Annotated in this window: 18 protein-coding genes and 2 pseudogenes; 12 read left to right on the top strand and 8 right to left on the bottom strand. The window is 65.4% G+C overall.

What is annotated here, in order from left to right; translation table 11 throughout:
* Positions 1–2: 2 nt before the first annotated feature.
* The 9 genes and pseudogenes from VLK61_RS11385 to VLK61_RS11425 form a co-directional block, all read left to right on the top strand.
* Complete coding sequence (locus VLK61_RS11385) at positions 3–1,472, top strand: 2-hydroxymuconic semialdehyde dehydrogenase (RefSeq protein ID WP_325421192.1); 1,470 nt, start codon at positions 3–5, stop codon at positions 1,470–1,472.
* Positions 1,469–2,263, top strand: a complete 795-nt coding sequence (gene mhpD / locus VLK61_RS11390; protein ID WP_325421194.1) for a 2-keto-4-pentenoate hydratase — start codon at positions 1,469–1,471, stop codon at positions 2,261–2,263. Before VLK61_RS11385 ends, mhpD begins: the two co-directional genes overlap by 4 nt.
* Positions 2,260–3,033 (top strand): 2-keto-4-pentenoate hydratase, encoded by a 774-nt coding sequence (locus tag VLK61_RS11395; protein WP_325421196.1) that lies wholly within the window; start codon positions 2,260–2,262, stop codon positions 3,031–3,033. The genes mhpD and VLK61_RS11395 overlap by 4 nt, the downstream gene beginning before the upstream one ends.
* Before the next feature lie 42 nt (positions 3,034–3,075).
* Positions 3,076–3,282 (top strand): 2-hydroxymuconate tautomerase, encoded by a 207-nt coding sequence (locus VLK61_RS11400; protein WP_325421199.1) that lies wholly within the window; start codon positions 3,076–3,078, stop codon positions 3,280–3,282.
* Positions 3,275–4,231 carry an acetaldehyde dehydrogenase (acetylating) gene (locus VLK61_RS11405; protein WP_325421201.1) on the top strand — a complete coding sequence of 319 codons (957 nt, stop codon included), beginning with the start codon at positions 3,275–3,277 and terminating at the stop codon, positions 4,229–4,231. Before VLK61_RS11400 ends, VLK61_RS11405 begins: the two co-directional genes overlap by 8 nt.
* A gap of 12 nt (positions 4,232–4,243) precedes the next feature.
* Complete coding sequence (gene dmpG / locus VLK61_RS11410) at positions 4,244–5,287, top strand: 4-hydroxy-2-oxovalerate aldolase (RefSeq protein ID WP_325421203.1); 1,044 nt, start codon at positions 4,244–4,246, stop codon at positions 5,285–5,287.
* 29 nt (positions 5,288–5,316) lie between these two features.
* Complete coding sequence (locus VLK61_RS11415; protein WP_325421205.1) at positions 5,317–6,309, top strand: Bug family tripartite tricarboxylate transporter substrate binding protein; 993 nt, start codon at positions 5,317–5,319, stop codon at positions 6,307–6,309.
* A gap of 127 nt (positions 6,310–6,436) precedes the next feature.
* Complete coding sequence (locus tag VLK61_RS11420) at positions 6,437–6,706, top strand: hypothetical protein (protein ID WP_325421207.1); 270 nt, start codon at positions 6,437–6,439, stop codon at positions 6,704–6,706.
* Positions 6,707–6,786: 80 nt separating this feature from the next.
* Positions 6,787–7,140: pseudogene (locus VLK61_RS11425) on the top strand (transposase); the annotation flags it as partial.
* A gap of 25 nt (positions 7,141–7,165) precedes the next feature.
* Here VLK61_RS11425 and VLK61_RS11430 read toward each other — a convergent pair.
* From VLK61_RS11430 to VLK61_RS11465, 8 genes and pseudogenes are all read right to left on the bottom strand, one after another.
* Complete coding sequence (locus tag VLK61_RS11430) at positions 7,166–7,546, bottom strand: helicase (RefSeq protein WP_325421209.1); 381 nt, start codon at positions 7,544–7,546, stop codon at positions 7,166–7,168.
* Positions 7,547–7,601: 55 nt separating this feature from the next.
* Entirely contained in the window at positions 7,602–8,465 is an 864-nt protein-coding gene (locus VLK61_RS11435) for an alpha/beta fold hydrolase (protein WP_325421211.1), read from the bottom strand.
* A 64-nt stretch (positions 8,466–8,529) separates the two neighbouring features.
* Complete coding sequence (locus VLK61_RS11440) at positions 8,530–9,348, bottom strand: alpha/beta fold hydrolase (protein WP_414636804.1); 819 nt, start codon at positions 9,346–9,348, stop codon at positions 8,530–8,532.
* A gap of 190 nt (positions 9,349–9,538) precedes the next feature.
* Positions 9,539–10,801 carry an NADH:flavin oxidoreductase/NADH oxidase family protein gene (locus tag VLK61_RS11445; RefSeq protein ID WP_325421261.1) on the bottom strand — a complete coding sequence of 421 codons (1,263 nt, stop codon included), beginning with the start codon at positions 10,799–10,801 and terminating at the stop codon, positions 9,539–9,541.
* A 33-nt stretch (positions 10,802–10,834) separates the two neighbouring features.
* A pseudogene (locus tag VLK61_RS32245) lies at positions 10,835–11,017 on the bottom strand (cholesterol oxidase); the annotation flags it as partial.
* 398 nt (positions 11,018–11,415) lie between these two features.
* On the bottom strand, positions 11,416–12,075 hold the full coding sequence (locus tag VLK61_RS11455) for a helix-turn-helix domain-containing protein (RefSeq protein ID WP_325421215.1): 660 nt from the start codon (positions 12,073–12,075) through the stop codon (positions 11,416–11,418).
* 337 nt (positions 12,076–12,412) lie between these two features.
* Positions 12,413–12,745, bottom strand: coding sequence for a hypothetical protein (locus tag VLK61_RS11460; protein ID WP_325421217.1), 333 nt, complete (start codon positions 12,743–12,745; stop codon positions 12,413–12,415).
* A 148-nt stretch (positions 12,746–12,893) separates the two neighbouring features.
* The gene (locus VLK61_RS11465) at positions 12,894–13,598 is read right to left on the bottom strand and encodes a GntR family transcriptional regulator (RefSeq protein ID WP_325421219.1); all 705 of its coding nucleotides are present in this window, start codon (positions 13,596–13,598) and stop codon (positions 12,894–12,896) included.
* A 115-nt stretch (positions 13,599–13,713) separates the two neighbouring features.
* Here VLK61_RS11465 and VLK61_RS11470 point away from each other — a divergent pair, with 115 nt between their 5' ends.
* The 3 genes from VLK61_RS11470 to VLK61_RS11480 are packed head-to-tail and all read left to right on the top strand — an operon-like array spanning position 13,714 to position 16,166.
* Positions 13,714–14,574, top strand: coding sequence for a fumarylacetoacetate hydrolase family protein (locus tag VLK61_RS11470; RefSeq protein WP_325421221.1), 861 nt, complete (start codon positions 13,714–13,716; stop codon positions 14,572–14,574).
* A gap of 40 nt (positions 14,575–14,614) precedes the next feature.
* Positions 14,615–15,577, top strand: a complete 963-nt coding sequence (locus VLK61_RS11475) for a tripartite tricarboxylate transporter substrate binding protein (RefSeq protein WP_325421223.1) — start codon at positions 14,615–14,617, stop codon at positions 15,575–15,577.
* A 10-nt stretch (positions 15,578–15,587) separates the two neighbouring features.
* Positions 15,588–16,166, top strand: a complete 579-nt coding sequence (locus tag VLK61_RS11480) for an amino acid synthesis family protein (RefSeq protein WP_325421225.1) — start codon at positions 15,588–15,590, stop codon at positions 16,164–16,166.
* The last annotated feature ends 4 nt before the right edge of the window (positions 16,167–16,170 follow it).

Here is a 16,170-nt window from a genome sequence, read left to right on the forward strand (position 1 = left end):
TCGTGATTCTCAACTTCATCGATGGCGAGTACCGCGAGGGGCGCAGCGGGCGCAGCTTCGACGACATCAACCCCGTGGACGGCTCGCTGATCGCCAAAGTCAGCGAGGCCGCTCGTGAGGATGTCGACGACGCCGTTCGCGCGGCGCGTCGTGCGCTCTGCGGCCCCTGGGCCGCGCTGAAGCTGGCTCAGCGTTGTGACCTGCTGTACGCGGTTGCCGCCGAGATCGACCGGCGCGCCGAGGATTTCCTCGCCGCCGAAGTGGCCGACACCGGCAAGCCGCGTGAGCTGGCGTCGCATCTGGACATCCCGCGTGGGGCGGCCAACTTCCGGGTGTTCGCCGATGTCGTGCGCAACGTGGCGACCGAGACTTTCATCGGCCACGCGCCCGACGGCAAGCCAGCGCTGAACTACGCGCTGCGGCGCCCCAAGGGTGTGGTGGCCGTCGTCTGTCCGTGGAACCTGCCGCTGCTGCTGATGACCTGGAAGGTCGGGCCGGCGCTGGCCTGCGGTAACACGGTGATCGTCAAGCCTTCCGAGGAAACGCCGGCCACTGCAGCCCTGCTGGGCGAGGTGATGAACAAGGTCGGCATCCCGAAGGGCGTCTACAACGTCGTGCACGGCTTCGGGCCGGGTTCGGCCGGCGAGTTCCTGACCACCCACCCGGACATCGATGCGATCACCTTCACCGGCGAGACCCGCACCGGCGCGGCCATCATCCGCGCGTCGTCGGCCGGCGTGAAGCCGGTCTCGATGGAGTTGGGCGGCAAGAACCCGGCCGTCGTGTTTGCCGACGCCGATCTCGATGTCGTGATGGCCGGGCTCACGCGCTCGGTGTTCGAGAACACCGGCCAGGTCTGCCTCGGCACGGAGCGCGTCTATGTGCAGCGGCCCGTCTACGAGGCCGTCGTCCAGCGTCTGGCCGAAGTCGCTCGGCAGCTCAAGCCGGGCCGCCCGGATGACCCGGCCGCGAACTTCGGCCCGCTGATCTCGGCGGAGCACCAGCAGAAGGTGCTGAGTTACTACCAACTCGCGCGCGACGAAGGTGGCCTGGCCGTGGCGGGGGGCGGCGTGCCGGGCATGCCCAGTGATCTCGCCCGCGGCGCCTGGATCGAGCCGACGGTCTGGACAGGTCTGCAGCACGACTCGCGTGTGGCCCGCGAGGAAATCTTCGGGCCGTGCTGCGCGGTCATTCCGTTCGATACCGAGTCGGAGGCGCTGATGCTGGCCAACGACACGCCGTACGGGTTGGCGGCCTCCGTCTACACCCGCGACATCGATCGTGCGCATCGCTTCGCCGCCGCGCTGCGCGTCGGCATCGCCTGGGTCAACACCTGGTTCCTGCGTGACCTGCGCACGGCTTTCGGCGGATCCGGCGCGTCCGGCATCGGGCGCGAAGGCGGCGTGCATTCCCTCGAGTTCTATACGGAGTTGTCGAACGTGTGCATCAAGCTCCATGGAGAGTCCCAATGAACGACAGTGAGGTCGGGTTGGCCGCGAACCTGCTGTGGAACGCAGCAGCGAGCCGCGAGCCTGTCGCGCCACTGCGCGACGCTTATCCGGGCATGACGGCGCAGGACGCCTACGCCGTCCAGACGTTCAACACCGAACGCCGGCTGAAGGGCGGGGCGCGTCTCGTGGGACGCAAGATCGGTCTCACCGCACGTGCAGTCCAGCGGCAGCTCGGGGTCGACCAGCCCGACTTCGGGATGCTCTTCGCCGACATGGCCTTTGCTGACGGCGAGCCGGTGCCCTGGCGTCGGTTGATGCAGCCCAAGGTGGAGGCCGAAGTCGCGCTGGTGATGGAGCGCGACCTGCCCGAGGCCGGCATCACCGTCGCCAAGCTGATCCGCGCGGTCGCGTTCGCGCTGCCGGCCATCGAGATCGTGGGCAGTCGCATCGCGGACTGGAATATCCGCTTCGTCGACACCGTCGCCGACAACGCCTCCAGCGGCGCCTTCGTGCTCGGCAACACGCCCGTCAGCCTGGCTGGCCTGGACCTGCGCCTGGCCGGCATGGTGATGGAGCGCGCTGGCGAACAGGTGTCGCTGGGCGCTGGTGCGGCCTGCCTGGGGCACCCGTTGAATGCCGCGCTGTGGCTGGCCAACAAGATGGCCGAGCTCGGTCGGGGCCTGCGGGCCGGCGACGTGGTCCTGACCGGCGCGTTGGGACCGATGGTCCCGGTCCGGCCCGGTGATGTTTTCGAGGCGCGCATCGAAGGGCTGGGCTCGGTGCGCGCCGTCTTCGAGGAGCAGCAGGCATGAACGAGCAACGCATCGCCGCCTTGGCCGAAGTGGTCGACTCCGCGGCGTACCACGCACGCGCCATCGCGCAATTCGCGGAGCAGGAAGGCATTGGCGAAACCGAGGCCTACGCCATCCAGGCCGCCTCTATCGCTCGGCGGCTTGCACGCGGCGAGCGCCGCACCGGCATGAAGATGGGCTTCACCAGCCGCGCAAAGATGGTCCAGATGGGTGTGCTCGACATGATCTGGGGGCGCCTGACCGACGCGATGGCCGAAACGGACGGTGCGCCTGTTTCGCTACGGCGCTTCGTGCATCCGCGCGTGGAGCCCGAGTTGGCTTTCCTGCTGGCCAAGCCGCTGCCGGCTGCCGTGAGCCTGCCCGAGGCGCTCGATGCCGTGGCCGCCATTGCGCCGGCGCTCGAGATCATCGATTCGCGTTTCGACAACTTCAAGTTCACGCTCGGCGACGTCGTCGCCGACAACGCATCGTCTTCGGGCTATGTGATCGGGCCGTGGTGCGATCCGCGCCAGGACTTCGCCAACCGCGGGCTGCTGATGTCGATCAACGGCACGGCGCGGCAGGTCGGCAGTACCGCCGGCATCCTCGGCCACCCGCTGCGCTCACTCGTCGCAGCCGCGCGTTTGAGCGCCGCTGCGGGCGAGCCGCTGCAGGCGGGATGGATCGTCATGGCCGGTGGCGCGACCGCCGCCGAGGCCTTGCTGCCTGGACAGCACGTGATGCTGGAAATGCAAGGGCTGGGCCGTGTCGAGTTCAACACCGTTGCCTGAGGTGGCCGTGCAAGCAGTCGTCGCGTTCCAAACGAGATTCCCATGCCCCTGATCCAGGTCACCTTGCTCGAAGGACGCAGCGCCGACATGAAGGCCGCGCTGATCTTCCGGCTCACCGAAGCGGCTGTCGATGCCATCGGCGCGCCGCGCGAATCCATCCGCGTGATCCTCCAGGAGGTGCCGCCGGCGCACTGGGGTGTCGGCGGTGTGTGCAAAGCCAGCACGACGAAAGAAGCCAAGAATGCTTGAGCGCAAACTGAAGGTTGCCATCATCGGCAGCGGCAACATCGGCACGGACTTGATGATCAAGATCCTTCGCCATGGCCAACACATTGACATGGGCGCCATGGTCGGCATCGACCCCGCCTCTGATGGCCTGGCGCGTGCCGCCCGACTCGGCGTTGCCACCACGCACGAAAGCGTCGAAGGGCTGGTTCGGTTGCCGGTGTTTGCGGACATCGACATCGTGTTCGATGCGACCTCCGCCGGCGCGCATGTGAAGAACGATGCCTTCCTGCGCTCTCTGAAGCCCGGCATCCGGATGGTGGACCTGACGCCTGCGGCCATCGGGCCGTACTGCATTCCGGTCGTCAACGGGCAGGACCACCTCGACGCGCAGAACGTCAACATGGTGACCTGCGGCGGCCAGGCCACCATTCCGATGGTGGCCGCTGTGTCGCGGGTGGCCAAGGTGCACTACGGCGAGATCGTCGCCAGCATCTCCAGCCGCAGCGCCGGGCCGGGCACGCGGGCCAACATCGACGAGTTCACCGAGACCACCTCGCGTGCGATCGAGGGCGTGGGTGGCGCTGCCCGTGGCAAGGCCATCATCGTGCTCAATCCGGCCGAGCCGCCGCTGATCATGCGCGACACGGTCTACACGCTCAGCGAACCCGCCGACGCGGCGCGGATCGCCGAATCGGTGGCGCAGATGGTCGCTGCGGTTCAGAGCTACGTGCCAGGTTACCGGCTGAAGCAGAAGCTGCAGTTCGACCGCATCGATGCCGCGAACCCGATCCGCATTCCGGGCGTGGGCTTGCGCATGCATGGGCTGAAGACTTCGATCTTCCTGGAAGTGGAGGGCGCCGCGCACTACCTGCCCGCCTACGCCGGCAACCTCGACATCATGACCAGCGCAGCGCTGCGCACGGCGGACAGGGTGGCTGCGCGCATGCTGGCCAAGCTGACTCACGATTGACGAAAGACGACCATGGTCCACGATCCGGCAAAGAAGATCTACGTCTCCGACGTCACGCTGCGCGACGGCAGCCACGCCATCCGCCATCAGTACAGGGTGGAGCACGCGCGCCAGATTGCCAAGGCGCTGGATGACGCCCGCGTCGACTCGATCGAAGTCGCCCATGGCGATGGTCTTCAGGGTGGCAGCTTCAACTACGGATTCGGCGCGCACACCGACATCGAATGGATCGAGGCCGTGGCCGACGTGGTGCAGCACGCGAAGATTGCGACGCTCCTGCTACCCGGCATCGGCACCGTGCATGACCTGAAGGCGGCCTACCAGGCCGGTGCGCGCGTGGTCCGCATCGCCACCCATTGCACCGAGGCCGACATCTCGCGCCAGCACATCGAGTACGCGCGCGAACTCGGCATGGATACGGTGGGCTTCCTGATGATGAGCCACATGAGTACGCCGCAGGCACTGGCGCAGCAGGCCAAGCTGATGGAAAGCTACGGCGCCACCTGCTGCTACGTCGTGGACTCCGGCGGTGCGCTCGGCATGAACGACGTGCGCGAGCGCTTCCGAGCCTTCAAGGACGTGCTGAAGCCCGAGACGCTGACCGGCATGCACGCCCACCACAACCTGAGTCTCGGCGTCGCCAACTCCATCGTCGCCGTCGAAGAAGGTTGCGACCGCGTCGATGCGAGTCTCGCCGGCATGGGCGCCGGCGCCGGCAATGCGCCGCTGGAGGTCTTCATCGCCGCGGCAGAGCGACTCGGCTGGAACCACGGCTGTGACCTCTACAAGCTCATGGATGCCGCCGACGACATCGTGCGCCCCTTGCAGGACCGGCCGGTGCGCGTGGATCGCGAGACGCTCGCGCTGGGCTATGCCGGCGTGTATTCCAGCTTCCTGCGCCACGCCGAGTTGGCGGCAAGGAAGTACGAGCTCAAGACCGTGGACATCCTGGTCGAGTTGGGTCGCCGGCGCATGGTCGGCGGGCAAGAAGACATGATCGTGGACGTCGCGCTCGATCTCCTGAAGACCCGCTCGAGCGCGCCCGCGGTGGCATGACGACATCGAATCCAAGGAGACTGAAACCCATGAACGATCGCCGCAAAGCACTCCAGGTCATCGCCGGCTGTGGTGCAGCCGCACTCTCGCCGCTTCTGGCTGAACGGGCCATGGCCCAGACCTTTCCCAGCAAACCCGTTCGGACGACGACGCCGTTCCCGGCGGGAAGCGGCCCTGACGCGGCTTTGCGCCTGGTCGCCGAGCACCTGGGAAAGAAGTGGGGTCAGCCGGTGGTGGTCGACAACAAGCCCGGCGGCGGCGGGTTCATCGCCGTGAGCCAGTTCAAGCAGGGCGTGACCGATGGCCACGATCTCATCCAACTGGACAGCAACCACATCACGACCCACCCTCACACCTACAAGAAGCTGCCCTACAACGTGGCGGCGGACTTCGCGCCATTGGGCATGATTCTGCGCACGCCGTTCTTTGTGACTGTGGCTGCGGACAGTCCCATCAAGACCCTGGATGACTTGATCGCCAAAGCCCGAGAGAAGCAGGACGCCATGTTCTACGGATCGTGGTTCGTGGGGAGTCCGGGCCACATTGGGGCGCTGCGCCTGCAGTCCATGACAGGCACGAAAATGGTTCATGTTCCGTTCCGCGACTTCGGTGCGCTCTACGCCGCGGTTTCATCGCAGGAGGTGAACTGGGCGCTGGGGAGCATCGCGAGTGCGGGACCGCTGGAGAAGGCAGGTCGTCTGCGATTCATCGCGCTGGCTGCTCCCGCCCGGGATGCTCAACACCCGAACGTGCCTGCCACTTCCGAATTGGCCTTTGTGCGTGGATTCGAAGTCAGCGCCTGGGCCGGCCTGTTCGCTCCGGCAACGGCGCCTGCCGCGGTGCGTGCTCGCGTTGCTGCCGACATCGCCGAAGTGTTGGCCAATCCCACGGTGGCCGAGCGCTATCGCACATTCGGCTACGAACTGCCCAAGATGTCGCCTGCGGCATTCGCGGAACTGATTCGACAGGAGACCGCCTCCTGGCGCGATGTCATCACCGCGGCGAACTTGACGCTCGATTGACCGAGAGGGAAGGGCGGCATTGGGGCATGACGCCCACGACTTGTCGCCAAGAGGGCTGACGCCTTGCAGTCTGACGAACTCGACCGGCGCGATCGACCCGGCGCGATGTGGTCGAGGCGGTGCGGCGATGCGACGCGATCCTGATGGCTTCGACCAGGCCGAGGTGGCATCCGTCATGCGGCACCTGTTTGAGCAGGCACACATCACCGTCGAAGACCGTGGTGCCGTCGAGCAAGCGCTCTTCAACTGCGAAGCTGGCATCGATTTCGCCGATGCACTGCACCATGCGAGCTACGAATCTTGCGACAGCGTCGCAACTTTCGATGACCGCCTACGAACCAAGGGGTCGTGGGTTCGATTCCTGCCAGCCGCACCATGTGACAAGGACTTGGGTTGAAAGATCCAAGTCCTTTTTGTCACTGCGGGACCGCTGCGGGACCCGTTATCCACAGGGGCGGCACCACCGGCCAGCCGCTCATTGATCGCCGTACACCCAAGCACCTGAGCCTGCACCTGATCGTCGACAACTACGCCACGCACAGCCACCCCGAGGTGCAAAAGTGACTGGCCAGCCACCCGCGCTTCGTCATGCACTTCACACCGACCAGCGCATCGTGGCTGAACAGGGTCGAGCGCTTCTTCCGCGACATCACCGACAGGCGCATCCGGCGTGACAGCTTCACCAGCGTCGCAGAACTCGAACTGGCGATTGACTTGTACGTCGCCCATCACAACATCGATCCCAAGCCGTTCATCTGGACCGCCAGTGCGTCCGACATCCTGACAAAGGTTACGCGGGCGAAGGCCGCTCTCGCCACCGCCGCTGGATAAGTACAGAACAGAGTGGCGCACTACACTAGATTCCCTGCTGCTTCTTGTGCTGCAGGTACTCGGTCAATCCTTGAAACCACATCACCTCGACAAAATCACCTTTGATGACAAGGTCCTCATCGCGCAACGCTCCGAGAAATGCCTCCTTGCCGTCTTTTGCAGAAAGAATCGCGAAGCCCTTGGCCGCGTCTCTGAAGGTCATCGTGAACTGCGGTGACTTGGTAAGCCCCGAAGCAGACTTGATTGCGCCATTCTTGATGGTGAAATGACGGCCAACTCCAGCGAGCGTTTGCATTTGGAACGTCAACTCCTTGCCTTTCACGTAGTTGGCGCAGCCGGGGTTGTTCTTGATGGTCCTCTGCAACAACTTTGTCAGAGCCCACAGCAGGAGTTTGAATTTCAGCATGATCGTCTTGTGGGTGTATTCGATGAGTGTGTGAGCCGAGTGCCGACGTCTTGCTTCACTCTCGGTCAAGGAACTGAATGGCGTGGTTCAGGAATCGGTCGGGGTACTGGAACTGGGCGCCGTGCCCGGCATCAGGGTAGACGAACAGTTGAGCATTCGGAATGTTCTGAACCATGTGCCAGGAATTGAGGGTCGGGATCATCACGTCATTGACGCCGTTCAGGATGAACGTCGGCTGCTTGATCTCGCGCAGGTGAGCAAACGGGTCATTCACATCGAGCTTCGGCAGGTAGTACATGTTGGCCTCGACTTGCGCCTGAATCACCTCCGGGGAACTCGGAGGATCCTGATCCACCCGTTGGTGACGGCGGTTCCAGAAATCGCGGCCGGCCTTCTTTGCGGCCTCTGATCGACCGAAGAACAGGAACAGGAAATCCTCCAGAGTCGGCACCGGACGCGGAGCCGCCTCGAGCACGCCTGGGTCCGAATCTGGATTCCCGCCTCGTGGCCCGGTGCCAAGCAGCATGAGCTTGCGCACAAGATCAGGATGACGGCGCGTCAGGTCCTGGGCCTGGAAGCCACCCAGCGAGAACCCCACCACGTCGACCTTGTTCAGGCCAAGTGCGCGAATGACGGCCGCCGCATCGTCAGCCATGTGTTCGATGCGGGTACGTGGCTTCCCCGAGGACGATGCGACGCCGCGCCCGTTGTAGAGGATCACCTCTCGTCCCGCGGCGAGGCCGTCGGTCATCAGAGGGTCCCAATGGTCCATGCCACCGCGGAAGTGCTGGAGAAGGAACAGTGGCGGCTGCCCCGTCGTGGTATCGCCCCAGCGGCGATAGGCGTAGTTGTTGCCATCGACGTCCACGAATCGAGTCGGAGCGGTAAGGTGCGTATCGGTCATGATCTGGTCTTCCATCAGGTGAGGTAGGTGTGTCTCTGCCAAGGCCGTGTGCGTCGCTGCGGCCGCGCCGGCTGCAGCCTTAACGCGCGAGGAAGTCGAGAGCCTTCGGCACGAAGTCGGTGTGGTGTTGAAAAATTCCGCCATGGCCGGCGTCGAGATAGATGACGAGGGTGCTGTTCGGAAGCCGCCGCGTCAGGTCGCGCGAATTGGGCGTCGGGACCATCCGGTCGTCATCGCCATTGACGACGAGGATGGGCTGCTTGATCAGCGAGAGATCGGCGGCCTTCTTCTGACCCCAAGCGCTGAGCGCCTGAAGCTGCGCCACATAGGCACTGACGGCGATCTCTTTGTCACGGTTCTGCGAGCGCTCCTTCAATCGTTCCAGAAACGCTTTGCCCGCCTCGATGCCATTGGGCGTGCGAGTGAAGAACAAGTACTGCTTCGGATCCTGGCCCGTGAACAGACCTCGGACCAGGTCATAGTTCGCGACGCCGGCCACCGCGCTGATGCCTTCTCCGCCAGCCGGGCCGGTCCCCGCCAGGATCATCTTGCGAACGAGTTGTGGTTCATTCAGCACGATTTCCTGCGAAATCATTCCGCCCATCGAGAAGCCGAAGAGGTCGACCTGCTTGAAGCCCATCCCCTTGATGAAGGTGATGGCATCGTCCGCCATTTGCTCGATCGAATTGGCTGGCGTACCAGTGGACGCGCCGACACCGCGGTTGTCGAACACGATCACGTGGTGCTTTGCCGCAATACCGTCGACAACGCGGGGGTCCCAGTTGTCCAGCACCGCGGCCAGGTGGTTCAGGAACACGAGCGGCGTCCCGCCGTTTCGTTCCCCGAGTTCGCGGTATGCGAAGTCCACGCCTCCCGCGGAAAGGGTTTGCGTCGGCACGTTGGTCCACGTGACTCCCGTTGTCTGCGACGCTGCCGGCTGACTGGCTTTGGCATTGTCTTGCGAACCATCACCCGGGTCCGCTGCCCAGGAAGTGAACGGTGTCGCCAACGCGAAGATCAGGGCGACTGCTTTGAGTAGGTTGCGCACGAGGTGAGTTTCCAGTGATTGAAGGGACGACCGCCACCGATCAAGCGCGCATGCGCCTGGTGCGGTAGGTTCCCCAACTGCTCGTCATCAGACCCTTGATGAGCGCCACCAAGCCGCTTTCGCCGGGACGAGGGCTGCTTCCCTCTGCGATGCGTTTGAGCTGCCGCGTGTACCAGAGGATCTCCATGATGCCCATGCGGTCCACTGGCTTGATCCCCGTGGTGATCGGTCGTACGCGCTGCACGCTGTCGCGCCCGCGCAGCAGGGCAACAGGCGCGTCGGGGTCAATGGCCATCAATCGAGCCAGTCCGACGATGTCGAGTGCGCCGGTACGCAGCGCCGCGTTCATGCCCTCCGCGGTACGGAAGCCGCCGGTGACCATCAGCGGCACTTGCACCTTCGCCCGCACTTTCGCTGCGAACTCGAGGAAATACGCTTCACGTGCTGCCGTCGAGGCCGTCTTCGGCTGCTGAAAGGCGCCACTCATCGCTGGGGCCTCGTACGTGCCGCCGGAGATCTCGATCAGATCGATTCCGGCACCGGCGAGCTCGAGGATGGTCGCCATCGACTCCTCTTCGGTGAAGCCACCGCGCTGGAAGTCCGCTGAGTTGAGCTTGATGGTGACGGGAAAATCCGGGCCAACCTGGCGGCGAATCTCGGCGTAGACGGCCATGACGAAGCGACGACGGTTTTCCGGGCTGCCGCCCCACTCATCCGTGCGATGGTTGTGATGAGGAGACAGGAACTGGCCGACCAGATAGCCGTGGGCGCCGTGGATCTGCACCCCGCTGAAGCCGGCCTTCTTGCAGATCGCCGCGCTGCGTCCGAAGCGCTGGATGATGTCCAGGATTTCGGCGGTGGTGGCTTCGCGCGGCGTGTCAAAAAACGACGCCATGTCTTCGCGAAAGGGGATGGCCGATGGCGACAGATTGACGGCATTCAGCCCCTTCGGCGACTGCTTGCCGGGATGGTTGAGCTGCACCCACAAGGCCGTGCCCTGGTCCGTGGCGGCGCGCGCCCATGCCCGCAGCATCGGCAGGTCGGCCTCATCCTCGATCACCACATTGCCGGGCTCTCCAAGTGCGCGCCGGTCGATCATCACGTTGCCGGTGAGCAGCAATCCGATACCGGAGGCGGCCCAGCGCCGGTACAACTCGACATGCTTGGCCGTCGGATGGTTGTCATAGGTGGCCAGCGTCTCGCTCATCGAGGCCTTGGCGAGACGGTTGCGCAGCACGCTGCCATTGGGCAGATGCAAGGGCCGATTCAACAGATCTGGCTCAGACAAGCGCGGCGTGACCATGGCGAGTTCTCGGGGGTGGTGTGGCTTCAAGGGTGGCTTTCGTGGGAATGCGATGTGGGTTTGCTCGTCGATGTAGACGGCGGCGCCGCCCGCCACGCCCGCTGACATGCTTTTGTCATGCGCGGGAAAGCGCACGCCGATGAGGGACTCGGCGTTGGTGCGAATCCGCTTGCCGAGATCGTCGCGGATGCGCGGCAGCGAGCCTCGCTGCTTTATCGGCCTCTCCCAGCAGCTTGTTGTCGGTCACGCCCAGCATGGGCTCTGCCGTCGCGTAGTGCTGTATGTGGCGGAGCAGTCGAATGTTGTCGAAGCCGAACATGCGCATGCCCGGCCGCCAGATGTGGCGGCCCGAGTCCCCGTTGGACTTGGGAAAGTCTTCGGCCTTCCAGCGCCGACCCATCTCCATCACGCCGACGGAGTAGCCCTTCTCGGTCAGCCGGCAAGCCGATACGCCGCCGCCGAAGCCCGAGCCAATGACGATGTAGTCGAAGTCGTAGGAGGCACTCATCGCTAGTCCCTCCGGCGGCGGGGCGCGACGGCACGGGCGGCAAGCGCTTGTCGGTCCGCTTCAAATGAATGCCGATGTCGATTGCCCGGTGACCGGGCAGCGAGCCTCAGGGCCTGTACTCGAGGATCTTGAATACTTGAGTGAAGGCCGGCTGGCTGCCGCGCAACAGCCTGACCTGCCCCTTGCGGAGCGCGCTCGAGGGCGTGATCTGCCGCAAGGCCAAGGCCATGAACGTGTCCATGTCGCACTCTGCCTGCAGGTCGGCTGGCTCCGCAGGCGCCCCGGAGCGCGCCAGCACTTTGCCGTCGTTGATCTGTATGTGGAAGGTTTCTGCGCCGATCCGGAACTCGACGACCTCGTGCAAACCGGCGCTGGTCGTGGGATCGCTCACGCCGGTCAGACACAGCGCGATCAACTCTGCGCGTGCACTCGAGGGGTCGATGCGCTCGTCCACGGGCAGGTTCAAGCCCCACAAGCCCAGTGCAATCATTGGCTTGCGTAACTGTTCGCCCAACTCGGTCAGCTCGTAGGCCGGCGCGGCAGCCAATGCCGGCAGAGTGGTCGGGCGAATGACGCCGTTGTCCACCAGCATGGCCAGGCGTTCGGAAAGCCGATTCGTGCCCATCGCGGGCAGCATGGCCAACAAGTCCTTGAAGCGCTTGGGGCCCAGCAGCAGCTCGCGTATCAGCAGAAGTGTCCAGCGATCGCCCAGGATGTCCAGCGCCCTGGCCATTGGGCAGAGCTGACCATAGGTTTTGTTTGCCATGTCTCATTATCAAATGGCCTCGCTCAGCTGAAGCGAGTCGGCATCGAAAGACGGCGGGGTTGCCTGGGGCTGACCCGATGGCCTCCATGCTTGGCTGGGCTGCAGGCAAGGCCGCCGTGAGTGAGCCGACGATGTCGCTTGCCGTATTCCGCCGACTCGGGACCCGGTAGCTGTCCGGCCCGGCCAGCGGGCCCGCGGCAACGGCCGCTGTCTCGGACGTGCGGCGGCGCTTTCGCGTGGCGCCGGAGCGCCGACGGCATGCTGAACTCCGAAGGCGCGGATCTGCAGCAGGTGCGGTGGCTTCATGTCCGATCTTCATGTTGATGTTGGCGACGGCTCAAATGACTATACGAAACGTATAGTAGCGTGGCGGGCCGGAAGATTCAAGCGAAGCCACACCTGCGGTGAGCATGCTCTTGAGCATCGAGTCGTTCGCCGAGGCGCCGCCGTAGGAGGCGATAGCGGCCACGTAGTACTTGTCCCCAAGCCTGTTGTGAAGCACATCGCGGGCAAAACGAATCAGCGTTTTGCCAACATCCGCGCCCAGTACGCTGAAGGCGCGATGTGCGCGATGTGCGCGATGTGCGCGATGTGATCGGCCTGCGCGTCGGCACGCAGACCCTGGCGGCCATGCGGATGCTGATTTGCCGTCTACCAGCCGCTTGTCCACGACAAGGTCTCGGCGTCCCGTCGCGCACTTGGTCGAACTGCAGATGGCCGATGCACGCGACCACCGGATCCAGCAGGTAGCACGCCGTCGAGAGCGATGCCTTGCCGGCTCGCTCTTCCTCCAAAAGGTACCGGGTGGCCGCTTCAGCCTACAGCATGTCGTTTGCCACGCCTTGCAGCGCGGCAACGACCAGTTGCTCCGTGCGCGTGATGTGCGTGCGCAGCAGCGCCACGGCTTTGTCTGCCTCGCGGGCCAGCACAGCCTTCAGCAACTGCTGGTGCTCATCGTGCTTGTGGCGAGGCGACTGTCGATGGCGTGCAGCCCAGAGACGGTAGCGCTCGGCGTTGTCGAACAGCATGTCCGCCAGGTCCAGCAGCATCGGCGAGGTGCAGGCGGCGTACAGCGAGAGGTGAAATTGCCGATGCCGCGCGGACCAGTCGTCGTCCAGCGCGCGCGGCTCGTCGCCCAGGCGGCGCTCGCACAACGCCAGCGCATGTCCGGCGGCCACCGCCTGCGCTTCCCAGGTGTCGTCCCCATGCCCGATGGCGTCGCGTAGCGCCTCGCACTCCACCAGCAAGCGCACGCGCGCCAGATCGCTGACGCCTTGGGCCGTCAGCGGCGCGACACGGAAGCCGCGGTTCTCCAGGATCTTGACCAGCCCCTGCCCGGAGAGCCGGTTCAGCGCCTCGCGCAGCGGGCTGCTGCTGACCGTGAACCGCTGCGTCAGCTCTTCCATGCGCAGCCGCGCTCCAGGCGCGTAGTCGCCGCGCACCAGTGCGCGACGCAGCTCCCGGTAGGCACGCTCGACGGCCAGCGGTGCGGCTGCGTCCGGTGATTCGACCTTCTTGTCCATGGGCAGGCATTGTCCATCAGCCAATTTTGCAGGTTTATTAAGGGTTTATGCCCATGCAACGTTTTATGTGTAAAACGTATCTTTAAGCCTATTACTGAACTCACAGGAGAAACGAATGAAGTTGCTGTCTTATCTCGATGGAGACCGTGAAGAGTGGGGCGTGGTCATCGGTGATGGCGTCGCGCCCTTGTCGGCACGCACCGGATGCGCCACCTTGGCCGAGTTCCTCGGCAGCGAGGCCTACGGCCGCCGCGCGCAGGTCACTGAAGGCCTGAAAGCCGAACGGCCGCTGGCCGGTCTGAGCTTCCTGCCGGTGATTCCGCGGCCCGAAAAGATCGTCTGCGCGGTGCGCAACTACATGGACCATCACCAGGAAGTGCTGGCCGCGGGCATGCAGCGCGAGCTGTCGGAAGAGCCGCCGATCTTTCTGCGCGTCTGGCGCTCGCAGGTCGGCCACGGGCAGCCGGTGGTCAAGCCGCGTGTGTCCGATACGCTGGACTGGGAGGGCGAGCTGGCCGTGATCATCGGCAAGCCCGGCCGCGACATCCCGGCCGAGCGCGCCTGGGAGCACGTGGCCGGCTACTCGATCTACAACGACGTCAGCGTGCGCGAGTGGCAGTTCCACGCCAAGCAGATCGCCTCCGGCAAGAACTTCGAGGGCACCGGCCCGTTCGGCCCGTGGATGGTGACGGCCGACGAGATCGAGCCCGGGCGTGCGCTGCGGCTGCAGACGCGGCTGAACGGCGAGACAGTGCAGGACAGCCACACCGGCCACATGATCTTCCCGGTGCCGCGCCTGATTGCTTATGCATCGACGATCTTCACGCTGATGCCGGGCGACGTGATCGCCACCGGCACGCCCGCAGGCGTCGGCTGGAGCCGCAAGCCGCAGCGCTTCATGAGGGCGGGCGACATGGTCGAGGTCGAGATCGAGGGCATCGGCACGCTGCGCAATGCCGTGGTCGCGCAGGCCTGATCAGGCCGTCATCGACGACGACGAATCGAGGAGACACGCAATGCAACGCCGCACATTCGCGGCCGCGGGCCTGGCCGCGGCCTGCTGGCCCGCAGCGCACGCACAGTCGTGGCCGGCGCGACCGATCAAGGCCGTGCAGGGCTTTGCCACCGGGGGCAATGCCGACACCATCGCCCGCGTGGTCGGCAACGAGATGGCCAAGGGGCTGGGCCAGGCGCTGGTGGTCGAGGCTGTCGCCGGCGCGGGTGGCACGCTGGCCTCGGGCGCGGTCGCGCGCGCCGCGCCCGATGGCCACACGCTGCTGCTGGCCACCGGCGGCCATGCGGTGGCCGGCGCGCTGTACGAGAAGCTGCCCTACAAGACCGTCGACAGCTTCCAGATGGTGTCGACGATCACCTTCTTCCCGTTCCTGGTCGTGACAGCGCCGGGCTCGAAGTTTCGCAACCTGTCCGACGCCATCGCGGCGGCCAAGGCCTCGCCCGAAAGCGTTGCCTACGGCACCGCCGGCGTCGGCTCGACCCACCACCTGATCGGCGAACTGCTGTCGAAGATGGCGGGCGTGAAGCTGCTGCATGTGCCTTTCCGCGGCGATTCGGCCGCGGTCACCGCGTTGCTCGGTGGCGAGATTCCGCTGATCATCGCGCCGCCGACGGCCGTGCTCGGCCAGTTGAAGGCCGGCAAGCTGCGTGCGCTGGCGATCACTGGTGCTCGCCGCTGGCCGCTGATGCCCGATGTGCCGACCATCGCAGAGCAGGGCGTGGCGGGCTATGACGTGAGTTCCTGGGCCGGCTGGATGCTGCCCGCCGGCACGCCGCAGCCCATCGTCGACCGCCTGCACGCCGAAACGCAGAAGGCGCTGCAGGTGGATGCCGTGAAGGCGCGGCTCGAGGAGATGGGCGGCGAAGCGCGCGGCAGCACGCCGCAGGAGATGGCCGCGATGGTCGCCGCCGAAGTGAAGAAGTGGACGCAGGTCGTGGCCGAGGCCGGGATCGCGCGTTTGTAAGGAGAACCTGATGTCCTTGATTCAAATCCGCAAGCGCCTGCTGGCGATCGAGACGATCCACCACGAAGGCGGACCGCCCGCCGCCGTGCCGCTGCGCATGGCCGCGGCCGGCGCGGTGGTGCTCAACCCCTACGCCGGCCGCCACGAGCCCGACCTGCTGCCCTTCATGGCCGAGCTGCGAGCGCTGGGCCTCGAACTGGCCGAGGAAGCCGCGGCCGCGCTCGGCAAGGACCGCGTCGAGGCCTACGGCAAGGCCGCGATCGTGGGTGTCGGCGGTGAACTCGAGCATGGCGCCGTCTGGCATGAGGCCGGCGGCTGGGCGATGCGCTCGGTGCTCGGCGAGCCCAAGGCCATCGTGCCGGCGGCCAAGGCCGTTGCATCGGCGGGCTACCGGCTGATGGTGCCCTTGCACTACATCCACGCCGCTTACGTGCGCAGCCACTTCAATGCGATGGAGGTCGGCGTGCAGGACGGGCCCCGGCCGAACGAGATCCTCTTCGCGCTGGTGATGGCCGACGGAGGCCGCGTCCATCAAAGGTTAGGTGGCTTGCGCAAGGACCAGGTCGCGGTGCACGACGGGCAACGATGAACAG

The organism is Aquabacterium sp., from assembly GCF_035476535.1.
Classification (GTDB): domain Bacteria; phylum Pseudomonadota; class Gammaproteobacteria; order Burkholderiales; family Burkholderiaceae_C; genus Pseudaquabacterium.